General features: G+C 52.5%; 20 protein-coding genes. 16 read left to right on the top strand and 4 right to left on the bottom strand.

All coding sequences use genetic code 11. The features are described from left to right. Window position 1 precedes the first annotated feature (1 nt). From FIM25_RS08525 to FIM25_RS08515, 3 genes are read right to left on the bottom strand one after another with little or no spacing between them, the layout of a single operon-like run. Complete coding sequence (locus FIM25_RS08525; protein ID WP_139448270.1) at window positions 2–382, bottom strand: response regulator; 381 nt, start codon at window positions 380–382, stop codon at window positions 2–4. 12 nt (window positions 383–394) lie between these two features. Then, window positions 395–676 (bottom strand): STAS domain-containing protein, encoded by a 282-nt coding sequence (locus FIM25_RS08520; RefSeq protein ID WP_139448268.1) that lies wholly within the window; start codon window positions 674–676, stop codon window positions 395–397. Window positions 677–684: 8 nt separating this feature from the next. After that, window positions 685–1,095 carry a response regulator gene (locus tag FIM25_RS08515; protein ID WP_139448266.1) on the bottom strand — a complete coding sequence of 137 codons (411 nt, stop codon included), beginning with the start codon at window positions 1,093–1,095 and terminating at the stop codon, window positions 685–687. Window positions 1,096–1,233: 138 nt separating this feature from the next. Here FIM25_RS08515 and FIM25_RS08510 point away from each other — a divergent pair, with 138 nt between their 5' ends. The 9 genes from FIM25_RS08510 to nifE all read left to right on the top strand — a co-directional run bounded on the left by FIM25_RS08510 (window position 1,234) and on the right by nifE (window position 12,916). Continuing rightward, window positions 1,234–2,424 carry an exo-beta-N-acetylmuramidase NamZ family protein gene (locus FIM25_RS08510; RefSeq protein WP_139448264.1) on the top strand — a complete coding sequence of 397 codons (1,191 nt, stop codon included), beginning with the start codon at window positions 1,234–1,236 and terminating at the stop codon, window positions 2,422–2,424. Between the two features lie 30 nt (window positions 2,425–2,454). Then, window positions 2,455–3,405: a YbgA family protein gene (locus FIM25_RS08505; protein ID WP_139448262.1), complete on the top strand. Its 951-nt coding sequence runs from the start codon at window positions 2,455–2,457 to the stop codon at window positions 3,403–3,405. A gap of 589 nt (window positions 3,406–3,994) precedes the next feature. Beyond that, window positions 3,995–5,392 carry an ammonium transporter gene (locus FIM25_RS08500; protein WP_139448260.1) on the top strand — a complete coding sequence of 466 codons (1,398 nt, stop codon included), beginning with the start codon at window positions 3,995–3,997 and terminating at the stop codon, window positions 5,390–5,392. A gap of 182 nt (window positions 5,393–5,574) precedes the next feature. Beyond that, complete coding sequence (gene nifH, locus FIM25_RS08495) at window positions 5,575–6,399, top strand: nitrogenase iron protein (RefSeq protein WP_139448258.1); 825 nt, start codon at window positions 5,575–5,577, stop codon at window positions 6,397–6,399. A gap of 393 nt (window positions 6,400–6,792) precedes the next feature. Further along, on the top strand, window positions 6,793–7,149 hold the full coding sequence (locus FIM25_RS08490; RefSeq protein ID WP_139448256.1) for a P-II family nitrogen regulator: 357 nt from the start codon (window positions 6,793–6,795) through the stop codon (window positions 7,147–7,149). Then, on the top strand, window positions 7,146–7,526 hold the full coding sequence (locus FIM25_RS08485) for a P-II family nitrogen regulator (RefSeq protein ID WP_139448254.1): 381 nt from the start codon (window positions 7,146–7,148) through the stop codon (window positions 7,524–7,526). Before FIM25_RS08490 ends, FIM25_RS08485 begins: the two co-directional genes overlap by 4 nt. A gap of 181 nt (window positions 7,527–7,707) precedes the next feature. Beyond that, complete coding sequence (nifD, locus tag FIM25_RS08480; RefSeq protein ID WP_139448252.1) at window positions 7,708–9,345, top strand: nitrogenase molybdenum-iron protein alpha chain; 1,638 nt, start codon at window positions 7,708–7,710, stop codon at window positions 9,343–9,345. Between the two features lie 166 nt (window positions 9,346–9,511). Then, window positions 9,512–10,888 (top strand): nitrogenase molybdenum-iron protein subunit beta, encoded by a 1,377-nt coding sequence (gene nifK / locus FIM25_RS08475; RefSeq protein ID WP_139448250.1) that lies wholly within the window; start codon window positions 9,512–9,514, stop codon window positions 10,886–10,888. Window positions 10,889–11,572: 684 nt separating this feature from the next. Then, entirely contained in the window at window positions 11,573–12,916 is a 1,344-nt protein-coding gene (gene nifE / locus FIM25_RS08465) for a nitrogenase iron-molybdenum cofactor biosynthesis protein NifE (protein WP_139448246.1), read from the top strand. 67 nt (window positions 12,917–12,983) lie between these two features. Here the strand turns inward: nifE and FIM25_RS08460 are convergent, their stop codons facing one another. Continuing rightward, window positions 12,984–13,175: a bacterioferritin-associated ferredoxin gene (locus tag FIM25_RS08460; protein WP_139448244.1), complete on the bottom strand. Its 192-nt coding sequence runs from the start codon at window positions 13,173–13,175 to the stop codon at window positions 12,984–12,986. 101 nt (window positions 13,176–13,276) lie between these two features. On the opposite strand from FIM25_RS08460, the gene FIM25_RS08455 reads away from it, so the two are divergent. The 7 genes from FIM25_RS08455 to FIM25_RS08425 all read left to right on the top strand — a co-directional run bounded on the left by FIM25_RS08455 (window position 13,277) and on the right by FIM25_RS08425 (window position 20,216). After that, window positions 13,277–14,653: a nitrogenase component 1 gene (locus FIM25_RS08455; protein ID WP_139448242.1), complete on the top strand. Its 1,377-nt coding sequence runs from the start codon at window positions 13,277–13,279 to the stop codon at window positions 14,651–14,653. 43 nt (window positions 14,654–14,696) lie between these two features. Next, window positions 14,697–15,998: a nitrogenase cofactor biosynthesis protein NifB gene (gene nifB, locus FIM25_RS08450; RefSeq protein ID WP_139448240.1), complete on the top strand. Its 1,302-nt coding sequence runs from the start codon at window positions 14,697–14,699 to the stop codon at window positions 15,996–15,998. Between the two features lie 241 nt (window positions 15,999–16,239). After that, window positions 16,240–16,554, top strand: coding sequence for a (2Fe-2S) ferredoxin domain-containing protein (locus FIM25_RS08445; protein WP_139448238.1), 315 nt, complete (start codon window positions 16,240–16,242; stop codon window positions 16,552–16,554). Continuing rightward, window positions 16,551–17,027, top strand: a complete 477-nt coding sequence (locus FIM25_RS08440) for a GNAT family N-acetyltransferase (protein ID WP_139448236.1) — start codon at window positions 16,551–16,553, stop codon at window positions 17,025–17,027. The genes FIM25_RS08445 and FIM25_RS08440 overlap by 4 nt, the downstream gene beginning before the upstream one ends. 57 nt (window positions 17,028–17,084) lie before the next feature. Next, window positions 17,085–18,128, top strand: a complete 1,044-nt coding sequence (locus tag FIM25_RS08435; RefSeq protein WP_139448234.1) for a homocitrate synthase/isopropylmalate synthase family protein — start codon at window positions 17,085–17,087, stop codon at window positions 18,126–18,128. A gap of 184 nt (window positions 18,129–18,312) precedes the next feature. Continuing rightward, complete coding sequence (locus FIM25_RS08430) at window positions 18,313–18,972, top strand: restriction endonuclease (protein ID WP_139448232.1); 660 nt, start codon at window positions 18,313–18,315, stop codon at window positions 18,970–18,972. A gap of 200 nt (window positions 18,973–19,172) precedes the next feature. Next, window positions 19,173–20,216 (top strand): transposase, encoded by a 1,044-nt coding sequence (locus FIM25_RS08425; protein WP_139448230.1) that lies wholly within the window; start codon window positions 19,173–19,175, stop codon window positions 20,214–20,216. Window positions 20,217–20,474 lie beyond the last annotated feature (258 nt).

Below are 20,474 nucleotides of genomic sequence, written 5' to 3'. Positions count from 1 at the left end.
ATCAGACTCCCGGAACACCGATAAAACGACGGATTATCTTTTGAAGAGCTTCCGGCTTGAAAGGTTTTTCTATCCAGGCAGAGGCTCCTGCATGACGGGCCTCCCTCCGTTTTTCCGGCTCCTGGGGATTTGTGAATATAATAATAGGTATAAACCGGCATTTCCCATGGGAACGAACCCGTTTAATGAGTTCAAGACCGTTCATTACGGGCATATGAAGATCCGTTACCACCAGATCAGGAAAGGGCTGCTCTTCCAGCCGGATAAAGGCTTCCCTGCCATCACAGGCCTCATCCACAAGATATCCGGCCTTTGTCAGGGAAAAACGTACCAGCATCCTTATGCTGGGGGCATCATCCACAACGAGTATCCTTTTTTCCATATGGGATTCCCGTCATTTCCGGATCATGGGGGAAAGATCCATACCAATTCGAAAAGCTGCATCCAGCAGATATTCTCCTGGAATCAGAGAAAGCTGAATCCCCTTATCCACACAGGTCCGGTAAAATGAAAAAAGCAGCTGAAGAAATGCCGTATCACAACGGGTGGCAGCACTACAGTCCAATACCAGGCAGGGAGCTTTTTCCATCACTGCCAGCATGCGTTGTTTCAGATCCTCAACCTCATAGATGGTTAAGGGACCATCCAGAACAAAGGTTTCCGGTGCTTTTTCCATAGATCTCCCTACACGCCCTGTCCGGGTTCAGATCCACCTCCCACAAGATGTTTGTGGTATTTAATGGCATTGCGTATTTCCATCAGCAGTTCCGCATCATCCCATGGTTTTTTTAGAAAAACATTTACGGTCCATGAGTTCAGGCCACCCAAAGCCACATCCACATCGGCATAGGCCGTCAACATGATACGAACGGTCTCAGGGGCCAGATCCCTTACTTTTCCCAACAATTCAAGGCCGGTCATCTGGGGCATGCGCTGATCCGACACCACAACCGAGGGCTTAATATTCATAACAGCTTCAAGGGCTTCCAGAGGATTTTCAAAGGTATGGATCTCATAGGCCTCATTTCGGAAAAGACGGCGGAGACTCTGAAGAATGCGGGGTTCATCATCTACAAAAAATATACAAGGATTCATGGAGGGCACCTGAACAGTGTCTTATGGGAGGAAATATCTTGCCAAAGAAGGCCTCATTTGCAACTTATTCTGATTTGTAGCACAATCAAAGTCCAAGGCAAAGGTATAATCCGGCAGACATCAATTTTCGGAGAGATCATGACACAGACAGGACTCGAAAATCTTCTGAACCATCCCCCTGCTTTTCTTAAAAATAAAAGACTAGGCCTTCTTGCAAACCCGGCTTCCATCGGGCCGGATTATACCCATGCAAAGGATATGATCCACCGGCGTTTTCCCGGCCAGCTCGCCGCCCTTTTTTCCCCGCAGCATGGTTTTTTTGCGGAAAAACAGGATAATATGGTTGAGTCGGATCACATCCATGACAAGGCACTGGGCATTCCTGTTTTCAGTCTTTACGGAGAAACCCGCATACCCACAAAGGAAATGCTGGCACTTATTGACGTGCTGATTGTGGATATTCAGGACGTGGGTACAAGGGTATATACTTTCATCCACACCCTTGCCCTGTGCATGGAAGCCGCACGGGATGCGGATGTTTCCATACTGGTTCTGGACCGGCCCAATCCCGTATCCGGCATAAAGGTGGAAGGCAATGTCCTTGAGCCGGAATACGCCTCCTTTGTGGGGCTTTATCCCATTCCCATGCGTCATGGACTTACCATCGGTGAATATGCCCTGATGATCAATAAAAGATTTGATATTGGTGCCAGCCTGGCTGTGGTTCCCATGAAAGGATGGCAGCGGGAGATGTTTTTTAAAGACACCGGACTCCCCTGGGTACTGCCCTCACCCAATATGCCCACACCGGAAACTGCCCTCTTATATCCCGGACAGGTTATCTGGGAAGGAACTAATCTCTCCGAAGGCCGTGGCACAACAAAGCCCTTTGAATTTTTCGGTGCGCCCTGGCTGGATACGGATGCCATTATAAGAAAAATTCCCGAAGATGCCCTTGGGGGAAGTGTTCTGAGGCCTGTCATCTTTGAGCCTACATCGGGTAAGCAGACAGGAAAACCCTGCATGGGATTTCAGATCCATGTGACCTCGCCCGAAAAACACAACTCCTACTACCAAAGCCTATGCCTTCTGAAGGCAGTTATGGAGAGGCATCCGAGTCATTTTTCCTTTAAAAACCCTCCCTATGAATACGAAGACAAGATGCTTCCCATGGATATGATACTTGGAAGCAGACGGCTCAGGGAGGCCATCAGTGTCGGTGAAAGTATCGCAGAACTCCGAAATAACTGGCTGGAAGGGAAAAGAGATTATTGCAGGCAGGCAGAAGAGTTTCTGCTGTATGGACCCAAAACATCCTTTGGCTCCTGATATCATCTTCATTTTATAAAGGAGTACACCATGCCCCAGACCATCACCCTTGGTATCAGCTCCTGTCTTCTGGGAAATAATGTCCGGTATGACGGTGGGCACCAGAGAGATCTCTATCTCATCAATACTCTTGGCCAGTATGTGGAATATGTGCCTGTCTGCCCGGAAGTGGAATGCGGCATGCCCATTCCAAGGGAATCCCTGCGCCTTGTGGGCAGTCCGGAAAATCCCCGTCTCATCACCCGTAAAAGCGGAGAAGATCATACACAAAAGATGCAGGACTGGGCAGCAGATCGGCTGGATGCACTGGAAAAAGAAAATCTCAGCGGCTTTATCTTTAAATCAAAATCCCCTAGCTCCGGTATGGAACGGGTCAAGGTTTACAGTGAAACGGGCAATACGGCCACAAAAAACGGAGTGGGGGTTTTTGCAAAGGCTTTCATGGAACGATTCCCCCTGATTCCTGTAGAAGAAGATGGAAGGATGCATGATCCTGTTCTTCGTGAAAATTTCATTATACGGATTTTTGCCCTGACCCGCTGGCGCAAAGCAAGGCAGAGCATGAAGCTTGCTGATCTTGTTTCTTTTCATACGGACAACAAACTGCTGATTCTCGGCCACAGTACAGAACATTACAGAGAAATGGGAAGGCTTGTGGCAAAGGGAAAAGAAATGGGAAGGGAGAGCCTGTTTCAGGAATATGAAAAACTGCTGCTGACAGCTTTGTCACGAAAAAGTACACGTAAAAAAAACACCAATGTGCTGCAGCACATGCTGGGGTACTTCAAGCGATTGCTTCCGGATGCGGAACGCCATGAACTCCTTGACATCATCACCCGCTATCACGACGGTCAGCTCCCGCTGATTGTGCCCATAACTCTTTTCAGCCACCATGTCCGCAAATACGATGTGGAATACCTGGCCCGGCAGACCTATCTCACCCCCCATCCTGCGGAACTGGCTTTGCGTAACCATGTGTAAAGCCTGCTGTCATGCGCAAGTCTCATCCTCTCCCAGGGTAATCCCATGCGGGAATCCGATTGCCCTGGGAGCAGCATTGTAATAATCAAACCTGATTGAGCTTGAGCAACAGATGAAACCCTAAAAACAAGGTCGTTTTTCAGCTAAATTTTCTAAATTTCATGTCTGTCAGACAGATGAACAGGCACCAGGCTGTTGAAATTACAGTGTTGGTATTTCTGAATAAAATGTGTGGAACTGTTACCGAAAGTCGCCATAAAGCCCCTAGCTTTAGCCATGGGGAGTTTCAGAAGATAAGATTTGATCATAAGCAAATTATCATGGTGACTCTCCACGCAAACCAGCCTGATTAAAAAAATACAAATTTGAATACACCTGTCCAAGATAATACAAATATGTCTAACTCAATTTTTAAAATTAAAATTCACCAAAACAAAGCATGAAATAAAAACTAAAAAAACAAACAGCTTAAGAATACAATCACTAAAAACATAGCATTGGCACGGCGTATGCAATAACTCCAAGGGCAAGAGTAAAAGGGAAAAGCAAGGCACTTTTCCCAAACCCCAAATCCCAGGAGGAAAGCATCATGCGCTGGTTTATTCCCACATCCCTGATCCTTACACTGGCAGCCCCGGCCCTTGCCGGAGATTCCGCTCCCCATCCCATCACCAATGCCGAGGCCATTGCCCTTGTGCAGGAACACGCAAATTTTCTCTGGACCCTCATTGCCGCCTGCCTCGTCTTTTTTATGCAGGCCGGTTTTTCACTGGTGGAAGCCGGCTTCACCCGGGCGAAAAACGCAATCAATATTATCATGAAAAACCTCATGGATTTTTCCATCGGTTCCCTTGCCTTCTGGGCCATAGGATTCGGACTCATGTTCGGCCACAGTCTGGGCGGTTTTGTGGGTACATCGGGATTTTTCCTCTCGGATTTTACCGGTGAGGGAGAAGAGTGGACCCTGGCCTTCTGGATGTTCCAGGTGGTCTTTGCCGCCACAGCAGCCACCATTGTTTCAGGCGCCATGGCTGAAAGAACTAAATTCACAGGTTATATCTGCTATTCAATAGCCATAACCGCCTTTATTTACCCTGTTTTCGGGTCCTGGGCCTGGGGTTCCCTGCACAATGGGAGCGGATGGCTGGAAAATCTCGGTTTCATAGACTTTGCAGGCTCAACCGTAGTGCATTCCGTCGGCGGATGGGCAGCCCTGGCAGGAGCCATCGTCCTTGGACCAAGGCTTGGTAAATATGCCGCCAATGGCAGCATCCGTCCCATACTCGGCCACAACATCCCCCTTGCAGGCCTTGGTGTTTTCATCCTCTGGCTGGGATGGTTCGGATTCAACGCAGGGTCAACCACCACGGCGGACAAAAGCATTGCCCTCATCTTTGTCAACACCAACCTTGCTGCCGCAGCAGGTGCCGTAACCGCCATGATTGTATCCTGGATACGCTTTGGGAAACCTGAGGTCAGCATGAGTCTTAACGGTGTGCTGGCAGGACTTGTGGGTATCACCGCAGGCTGCGCCAATGTAGGCCCTGCTTCGGCCATCATAATCGGCGCTGTGTCCGGTGGCATAGTGGTATCATCTGTTCTCTTCTTTGAAAAAATCCGCATTGATGATCCAGTTGGTGCCATCTCCGTCCATGGGGTATGCGGCGCCTGGGGAACCCTTGCCGCAGGACTCTTCAACACCGGCGGCACCACCCTGACCATTATCGGGGTACAGCTTCTCGGAATCATCGCCTGCTTTTTATGGGTTTTCCCCATGGCATGGCTCATGTTCAAGCTTGTGGATCATTTCGTAGGCCTGAGAGTAAGCCCGGAAGAAGAGATGGAAGGCCTCGATTTCAGCGAACATGGAGGCAATGCCTACCCGGATTTCAGGGCCAGCGGATCAGGCATGTCCTTTGATGGTGGCAAGGATTCCGGAGAAAAAACCCCTGCAACAGCTTCCGCAACAGCCTTGGCACAAAGCTGAATGACCCGAAAAGTATAAAGGTCGAACAACAGACCCGGTTTCAGAAAAAACAGAGACAAAAAAACACGCAAAAACGGTCCAGAACAAAAAGCTTTCAGCCAAGATTTCATGGAAACACCATGGCCGGAAAAGCATCTTCATCCGGCCATGTCCTTCTCATCTTTCATAAAGGAGCAAAGACCATGCGTAAGATCGCTATCTATGGCAAAGGCGGCATCGGAAAATCCACCACCACCCAGAACACCGTGGCCGGACTTGCGGAAATGGGCAACAAGGTCATGGTGGTGGGCTGCGATCCCAAGGCAGACTCCACCCGCCTTCTCCTCGGAGGGCTGGTACAGCGCACCGTGCTGGACACCCTGAGGGAAGAAGGGGAAGACGTGACCCTGGATGATGTTCAGAAAGACGGATTCTGCAACACGGTCTGCACGGAATCCGGCGGGCCGGAACCCGGCGTGGGCTGTGCGGGCCGGGGCATCATCACCTCCATCAACCTTCTCGAACAGCTGGGAGCCTATGCGGACAGCCGGAACCTTGATTATGTCTTTTACGATGTTCTAGGTGACGTGGTTTGCGGTGGTTTTGCCATGCCCATCCGGGAAGGAAAAGCCGAGGAAATCTACATCGTGGTTTCCGGAGAAATGATGGCCATGTATGCGGCCAACAACATCTGTAAAGGTATTGTGAAGTTTGCGGAAGCCGGTACGGTTCGTCTTGGGGGACTGATCTGCAACAGCCGGAACGTGGACAATGAAAAGGAAATGATTGAGGAGCTGGCCAAGCGTCTCGGAACCAAAATGATCCACTTTGTTCCCCGTGACAATGTGGTGCAACGGGCGGAAATCAACCGCAAAACCGTGATCGAGTTTGAGCCTGCCAATGACCAGGCCGAAGAATATCGTAGCCTTGCCAAAAAAATTGCAGGGAACGAAATGCGCATCGTTCCAACCCCTCTGGCCATTGAAGAGCTGGAGCAGCTCCTCATGGACTACGGACTTGCCGGTTAAAAAAAAACTGAATCGTCGCAATAAAAGCCTTTGCAGGAACAGTTAAAAGCTATCTCTCTGGATCTTTATTTTTTCTGATTACCACTGTCTTTCAGCCATACAAACCTTGATCATGGAAATTGTATGACCAGATTTTACGCATGTTCGCGGGCACCCGTAAAGGGTGCCCCTACACAAAACAGGGCCGTAAAAAATATTTGTAGGGGCAGGCCTTGCGCCTGCCCGTATTAAAGCCCGCACCATGGGCCTGAAAACAACCTGACCAGCAAGCTCTGGCTGAGTCAGGGTAGTAATCAGATTATTTTTTCACCCGGAAACCCGGCCCCTGGCAGGCCTTAAATCTTACAAAATCGTAACCAGAATCTGCGAGACCTTAAAAAAAGGAGACCCCCCATGCACCTCATTAAAGCCATTGTCCGGCCTGAACGCAGCGACCGTATTCTCTCCGACCTCATGGAAGCGGGCTTTCCCGCAGTAACCAAGTTCTCCGTGGTGGGACGCGGCAAGCAGCGGGGCATCAAGATCGGCGACATCACCTACGATGAACTTCAAAAAGACCTGCTCTTTACGGTGGTGAAGGATGCGGACTGTGAATACGTGATCCGCACCATCATGAAGGCGGCCCGCAGCGGCGACAAAGGGGCCTTTGGAGACGGCAAGATCTTTGTCACCCCCGTTGTCGAAGCCTATACCATCAGCTCCGGCATCAAGGAAAGCCCCGACGGCGGGCTGGAGGAGGTGCAGGTATGAAAGAAATCATTGCCATCGTTCGCATGAACCGCATGAACCAGACCAAAAGGGCGTTGGTGGAGGCGGGCATCACCTCCATGACCGCTAAGGAAGTGCTGGGCCGGGGCAAAGGGATTGTGGATCTCTCCCTGCTCAAAGGAGCGGAAAAGGGTTACGAGGAAGCCATTACCCAGCTGGGAGATTCCAGCCGCCTCATCCCCAAACGCATGATCTCCATTGTGGTGCCGGACGGCCTTGTGGAAAAGGTGGTTTCCACCCTGATGGGTGTCAACCGCACGGGAAAATCCGGAGATGGCAAAATCTTTGTCCTTCAGGCCAGAGAATCCATCCGTATCCGCACAGGTGAACGGGGAGAAGCCGTACTGGATGAGGTGTAAGGTTATTTCCTGAAACAGGAAGATTTTAGCCCTCTCGGCTGAGGCTTTTCAAGCCGGTAGCTAAGGCCCTCAAAGCCGGTGGCTGAGGCTCTCAAAACCGGTGGCTGAGGCTCTCGAAGCCAGGGCCGGGGTAAGGAATCAATTTCAGGGTACCCAAACGACCATGATGAAGGAAACGACCATGAGCGACGAAAAAAATACGGCTGCAAAGCTGGAAAAGATAAAAGCCGAGATCCTCGCCAAGTATCCCACCAAGGTGGCCCGGAAACGGGCAAAACAGATTCTGGTGAACCGCAGTGACACAAACGGCAAAATGCCGGAAGTGGGCGCCAATGTGCGCACCGTTCCGGGCATCATCACCCAGAGGGGATGCTCCTATGCCGGATGCAAGGGCGTTGTGCTGGGGCCCACACGGGACATCGTGAACATCACCCATGGGCCTGTGGGCTGCGCCTACTATTCCTGGCTCACCCGCCGCAACCAGACCCGACCCGAATCCGATACCGATGAAAACTTCATGAATTATTGCTTCACCACGGACATGCAGGATGAACACATTGTTTTCGGGGGAGAAAAAAAGCTGAAACAGGCCATTCAGGAGGCCTTTGATCTCTTTCATCCAAAAGCCATCTCCGTTTTTTCCACCTGTCCCGTGGGTCTCATCGGAGACGATGTTCACGCCGTGGCCCGTGAAATGAAAGAAAAGCTCGGCATCAATGTCTTTGCCTTCAGCTGCGAGGGCTACAAGGGCGTCAGCCAGTCCGCAGGGCATCATATCGCCAACAACGGCATTTTCACCCATGTGGTGGGGCTGAACGACACCATAGGCAAAGGAAAGTTCCGCATCAATCTTCTGGGGGAATACAACATCGGCGGCGATTCTTTTGAGATCGAACGGATTCTCGATGCCTGCGGCATCAGCCTTGTCTCCACCTATTCGGGGAACTCGTCCATTGATCACTTCGCCAACTCCCACACGGCGGACCTCAATGCCATCATGTGCCACCGCTCCATCAACTACATGGCGGAGATGATGGAAACCAAGTTCGGGATTCCCTGGATCAAGGTGAATTTCATCGGTGCGGAATCCACGGCCAAGTCATTGCGTAAAATCGCCCAGTATTTTGAGGATGAGGAGCTGAAGGCAAAGGTGGAAGAAGTAATTGCTGCGGAAATGCCAGCGGTGATGGCATCTTTAGAAAAAGCAAAGCCCCGGTGTGAGGGCAAGCGGGCCATGCTCTTTGTGGGCGGTTCCCGTGCCCATCATTATCAGGATCTTTTCGGTGAGCTGGGCATGGAAACCCTTGCAGCGGGCTATGAGTTCGGCCACAGGGACGACTACGAAGGCCGCAAGGTTCTGCCCAGCATCAAAATCGATGCGGATTCCCGTAATATTGAAGAACTGCACATCACGCCGGATGCAAAGCGCTACGACCCCCGAAAGGATGAGGAAAGCCTCAAAAAACTGGAAAACGAGGGGATAGATTTTCGTGAATACGGGGGCATGATGCCGGATATGAAAGAAAACACCCTGGTCATTGATGACATCAGCCAGTTTGAGACGGAAAAGCTCATCGAAATCTTCAAGCCGGACATCTTCTGCGCGGGCATCAAGGAAAAATACGCCATCCAGAAGAGCGGCATTCCCATGAAACAGCTCCATTCCTACGACTCCGGCGGACCCTATGCAGGCTTTAAGGGAGCCATCAATTTCTATGGGGAAATCGAGCGCATGGTGAACGCCAAGGTCTGGTCCTTTATCACGCCTCCATGGGCCGCTGAACCTGAACTCTCCGCCAACTACGCCTGGGTTGCCTGAGAGGCCCGTGGCCCCTGTGGGAGTCGGAAACCTCCCCGCTCCCACGGGGGTTCAATTTTTAACGGTCATCAATCTCTCTTTCATTTGCTCCATGAAAAACAGAGAGGCACAAAGGGCCATTTGTGAGCCTTGCTCAGCATCCAACATTCAAGGAAAGGACATCCCCATGCTCCTCCGTCATACATCCGCAGAACCCGTGGAACGCACGGGACTCATGATCAACCCGGCCAAGACCTGTCAGCCCATCGGGGCCATGTATGCGGCACTGGGCCTCCACGGCTGCCTGCCCCACAGCCACGGTTCCCAGGGCTGCTGCGCCTATCACCGCTCCGCCCTCACCCGCCACTACAGAGAGCCCGTGATGGCGGCCACCAGTTCCTTCACCGAAGGCGCTTCCGTCTTCGGCGGACAGGCCAACCTGCTCCAGGCCATCGACAACATCTTCACGGTCTATGAGCCCGATATCATTGCCGTACACACCACCTGCCTTTCAGAGACCATTGGCGATGACCTCAATCAGATCGCCATCAAGGCCAGAGACGAAGGCAAAATCCCTGAGGGGAAATTCGTGATCCATGCCTCCACCCCCAGCTATGTGGGTTCTCATGTCACGGGTTTTGCCAACATGGTGCAGGGCATGGTAAAGGCCTTTTCCGAATCCACGGGCAAAAAAAATGAAACCCTCAATATCATTCCCGGATACGTGGAACCTTCGGACATGGAAGAAGTCAAGCGCATGGCAGGTCTCATGGGCCTGAAAACCATCGTCTTTCCCGATACCTCCAATGTGCTGAATGCACCCCAGACGGGAAAATTCCGCATGTATCCCAAGGGCGGCGTGACGATTGCAGAAATGAAGGCTACGGGAGACAGCAAGGCCACCATCGCCCTCGGACCTCTGGCCTCGGATCTGGCGGCCCGCAAGCTGGATGCCCAGTGCAAGGTACCCTGCCATACGCAGGAATTGCCCATCGGTCTTCAGGCCACGGACCGCTTTGTGGACACCCTGAGGAAAGTGGGCGGTGTCAGTGTTCCGGAAAGCATTGCCGTGGAAAGGGGAAAACTCCTTGATGTGATGACGGACATGCAGGCCTGGTTCTACCAGAAACGGGTGGCCCTTTTCGGCGATCCGGACTCCCTCGTCTCTCTGGTGGAGTTTCTGGTGGCCTTGGACATGCACCCCGTCCATGTGGTGACGGGTACACCGGGCAAGGCCTTTGAACAGAAAATCCGGGATCTGACCGCCCATCTTCCCGTGCCCGTAAACGTCAAGGCCCATGGTGATCTCTTCCTTCTCCACCAATGGATTAAGAAGGAGCCGGTGGATCTGCTCATGGGCAACACCTACGGCAAATACATGGCAAGGGATGAGGATCTGCCCTTTGTGCGCTTCGGCTTTCCCATCTTTGACCGGGTAGGCCACAGCTATTTTCCAACGGTGGGCTACATGGGCGGCATCCGGCTCATGGAAAAGATTCTGGATGCCCTTCTGGATCGCAAGGACCGGGACAGCCCGGAAGAATCCTTTGAGCTGGTGATCTGAGCGGGTGGTCTGAAAGGCGCACAGTCTCTATTTCTCCCCTCTCCCACTGGGCTTATCTTTACCCATAAGTCCGGAATTATGAAATCAGGGGTACTAACATAGAGAAAATGGTGGGCAGCAGGCCTGTTTCCCCCCCTTGGGTGAGAATATTCTTTATGGAACTCTCACCCAAGGAGCAGGCACAGGGGCCTTTCTTTACAAAACAGGGGCTGCGCAATTCATTCACAGGTGCAGATTGTGTCTGCCCCACCTGCTCCTTTATGGCCTTGAGGCCGGTCGTTAGTATTGTCGTTAAGGACCTTAATGACCTTAAGGACTTTAAGGTCATTAAGGAAAGAGAGGGAAAAAGAGCATTTAGACACCCTCAAAGCTACATTTTTGCAACTCAACAGGCTTGATAAAAATTGTGGGTAAAGCCCAGCCCACTGGGAGAGGGGCCGGGGCCTTGCCCGGCACACAGGCTACAAACCGGATCTGTTCTATTTGCTGAAGCTTGTTGGTCTGAGTGCCGGGGTGAGGGCAAAAGGGGCCGCTAAAACGCTCTGAAATATGTCACTCACCAACAGGCTATCTTATGATGAAACCATACTGCTGAAATTAAAACCATGCTGAACAGTTGCACAAAAACTCTGTATGCCTGAACACAGACTTCCCATCCGCAGCCCGTACAGCAAAGGGGGACTTATGCCGAACCAAGGTTTTTCCATACTGGGACAGAGAAAAAACGCCATCCATAAAACGGGTGAGGCTCCCTGCACCATGAGCTGCGACACCAAAAGCCTTGCAGGTTCCGTCAGCCAGCGGGCCTGCGTCTTCTGCGGCTCCAGGGTGGTGCTCTACCCCATTGCCGATGCCCTGCATCTCGTCCACGGCCCCATAGGCTGCGCCGCCTACACCTGGGACATCCGGGGTGCCCTCTCTTCCGGGCCTGAGCTGCACCGCTTAAGCTTTTCCACTGACCTTAAGGAAAAGGACGTCATCTTCGGAGGCGAAAAAAAACTGGAGGCTGCCCTCATCCATCTCATTGAAAAATACGCACCCAAAGCCGCCTTTGTGTACAGCACCTGCATCATCGGCATCATTGGCGACGACGTGGAGGCCGTCTGCCGGAAGGTGGAGGCAAAAAAGGGCATTCCCGTCCGGCCCGTGCATTCCGAAGGCTTCAAGGGCACCAAAAAGGACGGGTACAAGGCCGCCTGCACCGCCCTCTTCTCCCTCTTCGATCAAAAGGCTCTGCCCGCATCCCGCCCCCTTTCCATCAATATTCTTGGGGAATTCAACATTGGCGGCGAAGCCTGGATCATCAAGGAATATTACCGCCGCATAGGCATAGATGTGATTTCCGTCATGACTGGAGACAGCCGGGTGGAGGAAATCATGAAGGCACCGGAGGCAAAGCTCAATGTGGTGCAGTGCTCCGGCTCCATGACCGGCCTTGCCAAAGACATGGAAAAGGCCTTTGGCATTCCCTTCATCCGGGTATCCTATTTCGGCATCGAGGATGTGGCCAAAGCCCTTTACGATGTGGCTTCCTTTTTTGAGGACAAGGACCTCATGGAGCGCACAAAGGATCTGGTACGGGAGGAAATCCGGGCCATCCTGCCGGAGATCCAGCGCTATAAAATGGATCTTCAGGGCAAAAAGGCCGCCCTCTATGTGGGCGGGGCCTTTAAGGCCTTTTCCCTGATCCGGGCGCTGGATGCTTTGGGCATGGAGGTGGTCATGGCAGGCACCCAGACGGGGGCCGGGGACGAATACGAGGAGCTTGCCCGGATCTGCAAACCCGGCACCCTCATTGTGGACGATGCCAACCCTCTGGAGCTTTCCGCCTGCGTCATGGAAAAGGGAGCGGATCTTTTCATCGGTGGTGTGAAGGAAAGACCCATTGCCTTCAAGCTTGGTCTTGGCTTCTGCGACCACAACCACGAACGGAAAATCCCGCTGGCGGGCTTTGAGGGCATGGTCAACTTCGCAAGGGAGGTACACGCCACCGTGACCAGTCCCGTGTTCCGGTTTTTTGACCGCTGACAAAGGGGCATCAGGATTTCTTTTTTTCTGAAAAATTCTCCACCACCTGGCGGATGTCCGGCAGGCATCACCGGCCTAAGGGATTTTTACTGGCGCAGTCGCACCCGCCGGATTGTTTTTCCCGGAGAATTTTTTCGTAAATGAGGGATCGTCCATGGAGGGCATAATCCTCTTCAATCTGTCTTCGGGTATAGGCAAAACAGTGGCAGACCAGATCTTCATCACTAAACGCGGGCTTAGAAAAAAACCGGAAATTCATTTCTGTACTCTCCTTACAAAGCAGTCATTGTCGCCTTAGGCACAAAGGAAAGATACAGCAAAAAATATCACAGGTACACAAAGGGATTTTAAGGAGGCACCATGTTCAATTCCGAAGAAATCATGAAACCCGTCACGGAAAACGCATGCAGCCTCTGCGCCCCCCTTGGGGCGGCCCTGGCCTTCAAGGGTGTGGAAGGCTGCGTTCCCCTGCTCCACGGTTCCCAGGGCTGCGCCACCTACATCCGGCGCTACATGATCAGCCATTTCAAAGAACCCGTGGACATCGCCTCCTCCAATTTTCATGAAGACACGGCCATCTTCGGCGGCGGGGCCAACCTGCGCATGGCCATCGACAATATCCTGCGCCAGTACAAACCCAAAATCATTGGCATTGCCTCCACCTGCCTTTCGGAAACCATTGGCGACGATGTGCCCATGATGCTGAAGGAAATCCGGAAAGCCAACCCGGATTATCCGCCCCTCATCTTTGCCTCCACCCCCAGTTACAGCGGCAGTCATGAGGAAGGCTACTGGAAAAGCCTTTCCGCCCTCGTGGATCAGCTTCTTCCGGAAGGCCCTTCGGACATGGCCGGAAAAAGAAATGATCTTCTGCCCCTTTTCACCGCAGCACTCTCCCCTGCGGATCAGCGCCATATCAAGGATCTTGTGGGTCTCATGGGCCTTTTTCCCTGCCTTGTGCCGGACAGTTCAGAGACCCTGGATGGCGGCAAGTGGGAGGAATACGAGACCCTGCCCCGTGGCGGTGTATCGCTAGAGAGTTTGCAGAACATGATCGAGGCGAAAGCGGGCCTGCATCTGGGGGCCGCATCCGCCTTGCGGGAGATCTCGCCCTTAAAAATCCTTGGCAGAAAATCCGGCCTTACGCCGCATTTTCAGGGGCTTCCCGTGGGCATCCGGGCCACGGACCGCTTCCTTGCCCTTCTTCAGGATCTCAGCGGGCAGGCCATTCCCAAAATGCTGCTGGAAGAACGCTCCCGGCTCATTGATGCCTATGTGGACAGCCATAAAATTCTCTCCGGTCTCAAGGCCATGGTCTTTGGGGATGAGGATCTGGTGGCAGCCCTTGTGCCCTTTCTTGCGGAAATCGGCGTGAAAACCCTTGTGGCCGCATCCGGAAGCCGCTCCGGTCATCTGAAAAAAGCGCTGGAAAGCCTTCTTTCCAAAGAGGAACAGGAAGGAATGCAGGTGGTGGAAGGTGCCGATTACGCCACCCTGGAAAAGCTTGCCGAAGAAAATCCGCCGGACTTTTTCATGGGTTCCAGCAAGGGCTACGCCATGGCGAGAAAAACAAAAACGCCGCTTATCCGAGTGGGTTTTCCCATTCACGACCGTGTGGGCGGCCCCTCCATCCGCATACTGGGTTATGGCGGCGCACGGGAACTTTTTGAGCGCATCTGCAACGGCATTCTCGAAGTGCGACAGGAGGCAACGGGGGTGGGGTTTTCCTATCTCTAAAACCTGACCCTATATTTTACTCAAAATTTTCAAGGAGGCTCCCATGTCATCCATCTTTGATAACCATCCCTGCTTCAACAAGGCCGCACGTAAAACCCATGGACGGGTGCATCTGCCCGTGGCTCCCCGGTGCAACATCCAGTGCCGTTTCTGCGACCGCAAATTCGACTGCGTCAACGAAAGCCGTCCCGGAGTGGCAAGCGGCATCCTCTCACCCTATCAGGCGCTGGTCTATCTCGACCATGTGTTCGCGGAAAAAAAGAACATCTCCGTGGTGGGCATCGCAGGCCCCGGCGATCCCTTTGCCAATGCCGATGAAACCATGGAAACCCTGCGCCTTGTACGCCAGCAGTATCCGGACATCCTGCTCTGCCTTGCCACCAACGGCCTTGGCATCGGGCCTTACATCAAAGAGCTGGCAAATCTCAAGGTCAGCCATGTGACCCTGACCATGAACGCCGTAGATCCTGAGATCGCAAGCCGCATCTATGCCTGGGTACGCCACGGTAAACGGGTACGTCAGGCCATGGAAGGCTCCGAGATTCTCCTTGAAAAACAAAGCGAAGCCCTGATTCAACTCAAAGCCCATGGCATTGCCGTAAAAGTGAACAGCATCCTCATTCCCGGCATAAACGAAGACCACATTCCCGAAGTGGCCCGCACCGCAGCTTCCCTTGGCGCGGACATTTTCAACTGCATTCCCTACTACCCCAACCCCGGCTCGGCCTTTGGCCATATGGAGGAGCCGGGAAAAGATCTTGTGCAAAGAGTCCGGGCAGCATCGGCCATTCATCTCCCCCAGATGACCCACTGCACCCGCTGCCGGGCCGATGCCGTGGGCTGCCTTGGGGAACAGGAAAGTCCCAGCCTCATGGCCAAGCTTAAAGCCTGCGAGGCCATGCCCAAAATGCCGGACAATTACAGGCCAGCAGATGAAGATTCCTGCCGCATCCTCAGCCCCAAGCGGCCTTTCATCGCCGTGGGGAGCAGAGAAGGGATTCTCGTGAATCAGCACCTTGGCGAGGCGGATACCCTTCTGATCTTCCGGGAAAAGGACGGAGACTTTGAACTGGTGGATACCCGCTCCACACCGCCCAAAGGCGGAGGCGAATCCCGGTGGGAAGATATGGCCGCCCTTCTTTCCGACTGCCGTATGCTCCTTGTGAATGGCATTGGGGAGCGCCCAAAAACCGTGCTGCTCCAGTCCGGCGTGGATGTGGCCGAAGTGGAGGGACTCATTGAAACCGCCCTGACCCCCGCCTTTTCCGGAGCATCTCTGATGCATCTGAAAACCCGCAGCATCAAGGCCTGTTCCGGCGCTGGCGCTGGGGTATGCGGGGCATGAATGGATTTGCAGGGGCAGGCCCCTGTGCCTGCTCTTCTCCCCTCTCTCTGCTCGGTCGCTGAGGCTCTCGAAGCCGGTCGCTGAGGCTCTCGAAGCGAGGGGGTGAGGGCAAAAGGACTCTGGATCACCCCATACCATGATTCAATGCAGAAGCATTTAAGCGATAAAGACTTGAAGTCAAACATGCGTAACAGTTGCTAAAAATCCACTTTTTTCAAACAAACTTCAAAGGAGAACTCCCATGGCCCTTCCCCAGCACACCATCCTTGTATGCGCCAGCTTCCGCGTTTCCGGCGACCCCCAGGGTGTCTGCCACAAAAAGGGCGCTGCCAGCCTCTTACCTTATATAGAAGAAGAAATCCTCGACCGGGGTCTGGATGCCCAGGTGGTCAGCACTGGCTGCCTCAAGCAATGCGAAAAAGGCCCGGTATTGGTGGTCTATCCCCAGAATGTCTGGTACGGCGGCGTGGAGTCAGAATCTTCAGTGGACGCCATTCTCGATGCCATGGAGGAAGGGGCCATCTGTCAGGAACTTGCACTTGGACAGGCCCCATGACATCCAAAAGGCCCGCCTTCTGCATTGAAAAAGCCCTTGATGCGGACATCCCCGCCATGGTGGAGCTGCTGGCGGGTCTCTTTACCCTGGAAGCGGATTTTACTCCCGATGCCGCAAAGCAGGCCGCAGGCCTTTCCGCCCTGATCCGTGAAAAAAAAGCTCTTGTGCTCACGGCCAGACAGGAAAACCGGGTCATCGGCATGGTAACGGTACAATGTCTCATCTCCACCGCAGAAGGCGGAGAGGTGGGGCTTCTGGAGGATCTGGTGGTAAAGAAGGGGCTCCGGGGCCGGGGCATCGGCACGGCGCTGATTCAGGAGGCCGTCCGCTGGTGCCGGGATCAGGGCATGACCCGCATCCAGCTCCTTGCCGATCGCAGCAACACCCAGGCCCTTGTTTTTTATCACCATACGGGATGGCAGGCCACCCAGCTTGTGGCCCTGCGCCATCCCATTCCGATGAAGCAGAGCTGACCCGACAGGCACTGCCTTAAGGCCTGAAACGGGAGTTCTTTTTGAAAGGATGAGCCCATGGAACAAGACCGCCCTGCCCTTTTCCGCCCCCTCATCATCGACACCACCTTAAGGGACGGCGAGCAGACACCGGGGCTGGCCTTTTCCATGGCGGAAAAGATCCACCTTGCATCCATGCTGCTGGATGCGGGGGTGGATGAGATCGAGGCGGGCATTCCCGTCATGGGAGACGAAGAAGCCCGGTATCTCCGCCACATCGCAAAACATCTTCCAAAGGAACGCATCTTTGGCTGGTGCCGACTCCATGAAAAGGATCTGGAAGCCGCCGAAGCCTGCGGCATGAAGCGGATTCACATGGCCTTTCCCGTCTCCACCCGTCAGCTCCGGGTGCTGGGCTGGGATAGGGCCATCCTTAAAACCCGCCTTGAAACCCTTCTGCCCCTTGCCCTCAGCCGCTTTGACGGGGTGAGCCTCGGCTTTCAGGATGCCACCCGCACCCCTGTAGAAGACATGCTGGATCTTCTTAAAATGTTGAAAGGTTTTCCCATCCGCCGCATCCGCATTTCCGACACCGTGGGCGTGGCAAGCCCCCTCGAAATATCCCGACTTATCGAAAAACTAATGAAAAAATCGCCCTTTGATCTGGAATTCCACGGCCACAACGATCTCGGCATGGCCACAGCCAACGCCCTGACCGCCCTTGAAAGCGGAGCCAAAGCCGTGTCCCTCACGGTGAACGGCCTTGGCGAGCGGGCAGGAAACGCAAGGCTTGAGGAGCTGGTCATGGCCCTGACCCTCAAAAAAATCCCCCATGGCGTGAACACGAAAGCCCTGCGGCCCCTCTCCCGTCATGTGGCAGGGCTTACGGGCTGCCCGCTTCCGCCGGACAAGCCCGTGACGGGTAACCGGGTCTTTACCCACGAATCCGGCATCCACTGCCACGGCCAGCTCCGTGATCCCTTAAGCTTTCAACCCATGGAACCGGAGATTCACGGGCTGGCCCCTGTGCGGTTTATGACGGGGAAGCATGGGGGGAGAGCGTCTTTGATGGGAGAAGATGAGGGGATAAGAAATAAAAGCTTGTCATGGGTGGAGGGGTAGGATAAAGGGGAAAGATCGTTTTGGCTGTGGGGATGGGAAGAGAAAGTCTGACCATGGAAACTTGCAGCTTGAAAATGATAGGGACGGTATTTTGGCCTTTAATATCAGAATAAGTGGAAAATTTTACGGTATTGGACGGTTAGAACTTAATCACTATACCCGCTTTCTTTACATTTGAGGTCCGATGTTAGACTTTAGTGAAATCAAAGATAAAGATGGTCAATCGTTCGAGAATTTGATTTGCTCTCTATTGTCCCTGTTAGGTTATAAAATTTTAAAGGGGCCAGGTATTGGTCAAGATAGAGGTGCTGATATCATAGTAGAAGAGTCTGTAGGCAATTTCGATAACGGTTATAGATGGCTGGTCAGCTGTAAACATTACACTGGATCTGTTGGCCAAGGAAAAGATGGGGCCGATGCGAGAAAACTAACTGAGTTTAGGTGCCATGGTTTTATGTTTTTCTATTCATCATCGATCACAGAATCCTTGCAACAATCCCTTTCTGAAGTTGCAAAAAATAGTGGTGCAGGCTTAGAAATATATAATGGTTTTCAGATATCTAATTTGCTTCTCACTAATGTGAAATGTTATCCATTGCTCCATCAATTTTTTCCTGTTTCTTCAATGCCTTTTTTTAATACTCTTTTTAGACCTGGTGAAGATTACTGCGATCATTGCGGGCCTTATCGGTCGCATCCTGCATTCTTTGTCTTTAGCCAAGGAGCCAATGGTAAAATAGACACAATGCTTGTGTGTTGTGATTGTATTGCATTATTTATGCCTAACTATCCTTATATAGAAAAGGAATACTCTTATTACCAAATAAGAGACTGTTACTATTGATGAACCACAGGACACCCAAGCAACCACAGGAAGCAACCACAGCAACCACAGGAAGCAACCACAGCAACCACAGGAAGCAACCACAGGACACCCACTTCGTTCTCACAACCACAGGACACCCACTTCGTCCTTGACCCACATTCCAAAACCCTCTATCTTTACCTTTAAAAACAAGTTCCTATTCCCACAGGAGGGCCACCATGACCTACCCCCGATCCACCCTCATCAGCCTTGAAAGCACCCCTTGGTATCATTGCGTCTGCCGCTGTGTCCGCAGGGCTTTTCTCTGTGGCAAGGACAAACAGTCCAGCATGGACTTTGACCACCGCCGGGGCTGGATTGCAGAGCGCATCATGGAGCTTTCCGCCATCTTTTCCATTGATGTGGCGGCCTATGCGGTCATGAGCAACCACTACCACATCGTGCTGCGTGTGGATGAGGATCGTGCCCTTGCCTGGTCGGATCGTGAAGTTTTCACCCGCTGGACACAGCTTTTCAAGGGGCCGGATGTGGTGAGACGTTACCTCTCAGAAACCGAAGACCTGAGCGCATCGGATCAGCTCAGGCTCAATGAGCTGGCAGGCCTCTACCGAAACCGCCTTTATGATATTTCATGGTTCATGCGGATGCTCAATGAATCCATTGCAAGAAAAGCCAATCAGGAAGAAGGGATTTCCGGCAGATTCTGGGAGGGACGTTTCAAAAGTCAGGCCCTTCTCGATGAAAAGGCCATTCTGGCAGCCATGGCCTATGTGGATCTCAACCCTGTTCGTGCGGGTATGGCCGAAACCCCTGAGACCTCAGATTTTACGTCCATCAAAGAAAGGCTGGATGCCCTTAAGGCAAAGGATGCGGATACCTTTTCTTCTCAGCCTTCCGTCACGCCACCGGATGCATCCCCGGATACTCAGCTGGAAAAACCGAGAGCTTCCCTTGCCCCCTTTGATGATCTTACGGATATGGCCTTTGCCATTCCCTTCGGTTTCCATGAATATGCAGAGCTTGTGGACTGGACAGGAAGACAGCTTAAGCGCAAAAAGCGGGGAAGTATTAGCCGGAAGGTCCCTCCCCTTCTCAAACGCTTAGGCCTGGATGCTGCCGTTTTTGTATCTTCCATGAATACTCTTTTAGAGCAGTTCGGCACCGCCGTTGGAGATCCGGAAGTTTTAAGAATGCACTGCAAACTCAGAGGCCTGCGTTGTATGCGTGGTGCCGGTTCTGAAGTGTTTTTTGATGCGGCCTGATGGTGGTATCATTCTTTTTGCTACCTTTCACATCTTCACTCAGCCACAAAAAACCACTCTGTAATGCTGCTCTTGACCATAAAATATTTGACAGATATAATGCCTCCCATTATCTTAATTATGTTAGTTAATCAACATCATGAAATAATGTATTAAATCACTTCAAAAGAAAAAAATATTTGTCGAACGGTTACGACATTCCATGATCAAAACTTTCAAATCAGCTGGCACAGAAGATATTTTTGACGGCATAACCTC

Source organism: Desulfobotulus mexicanus, assembly GCF_006175995.1.
Classification (GTDB): domain Bacteria; phylum Desulfobacterota; class Desulfobacteria; order Desulfobacterales; family ASO4-4; genus Desulfobotulus; species Desulfobotulus mexicanus.
The sequence above is the reverse complement of the archived record's forward strand: the minus strand, read 5'-3'. Positions and strand labels throughout refer to the sequence as shown.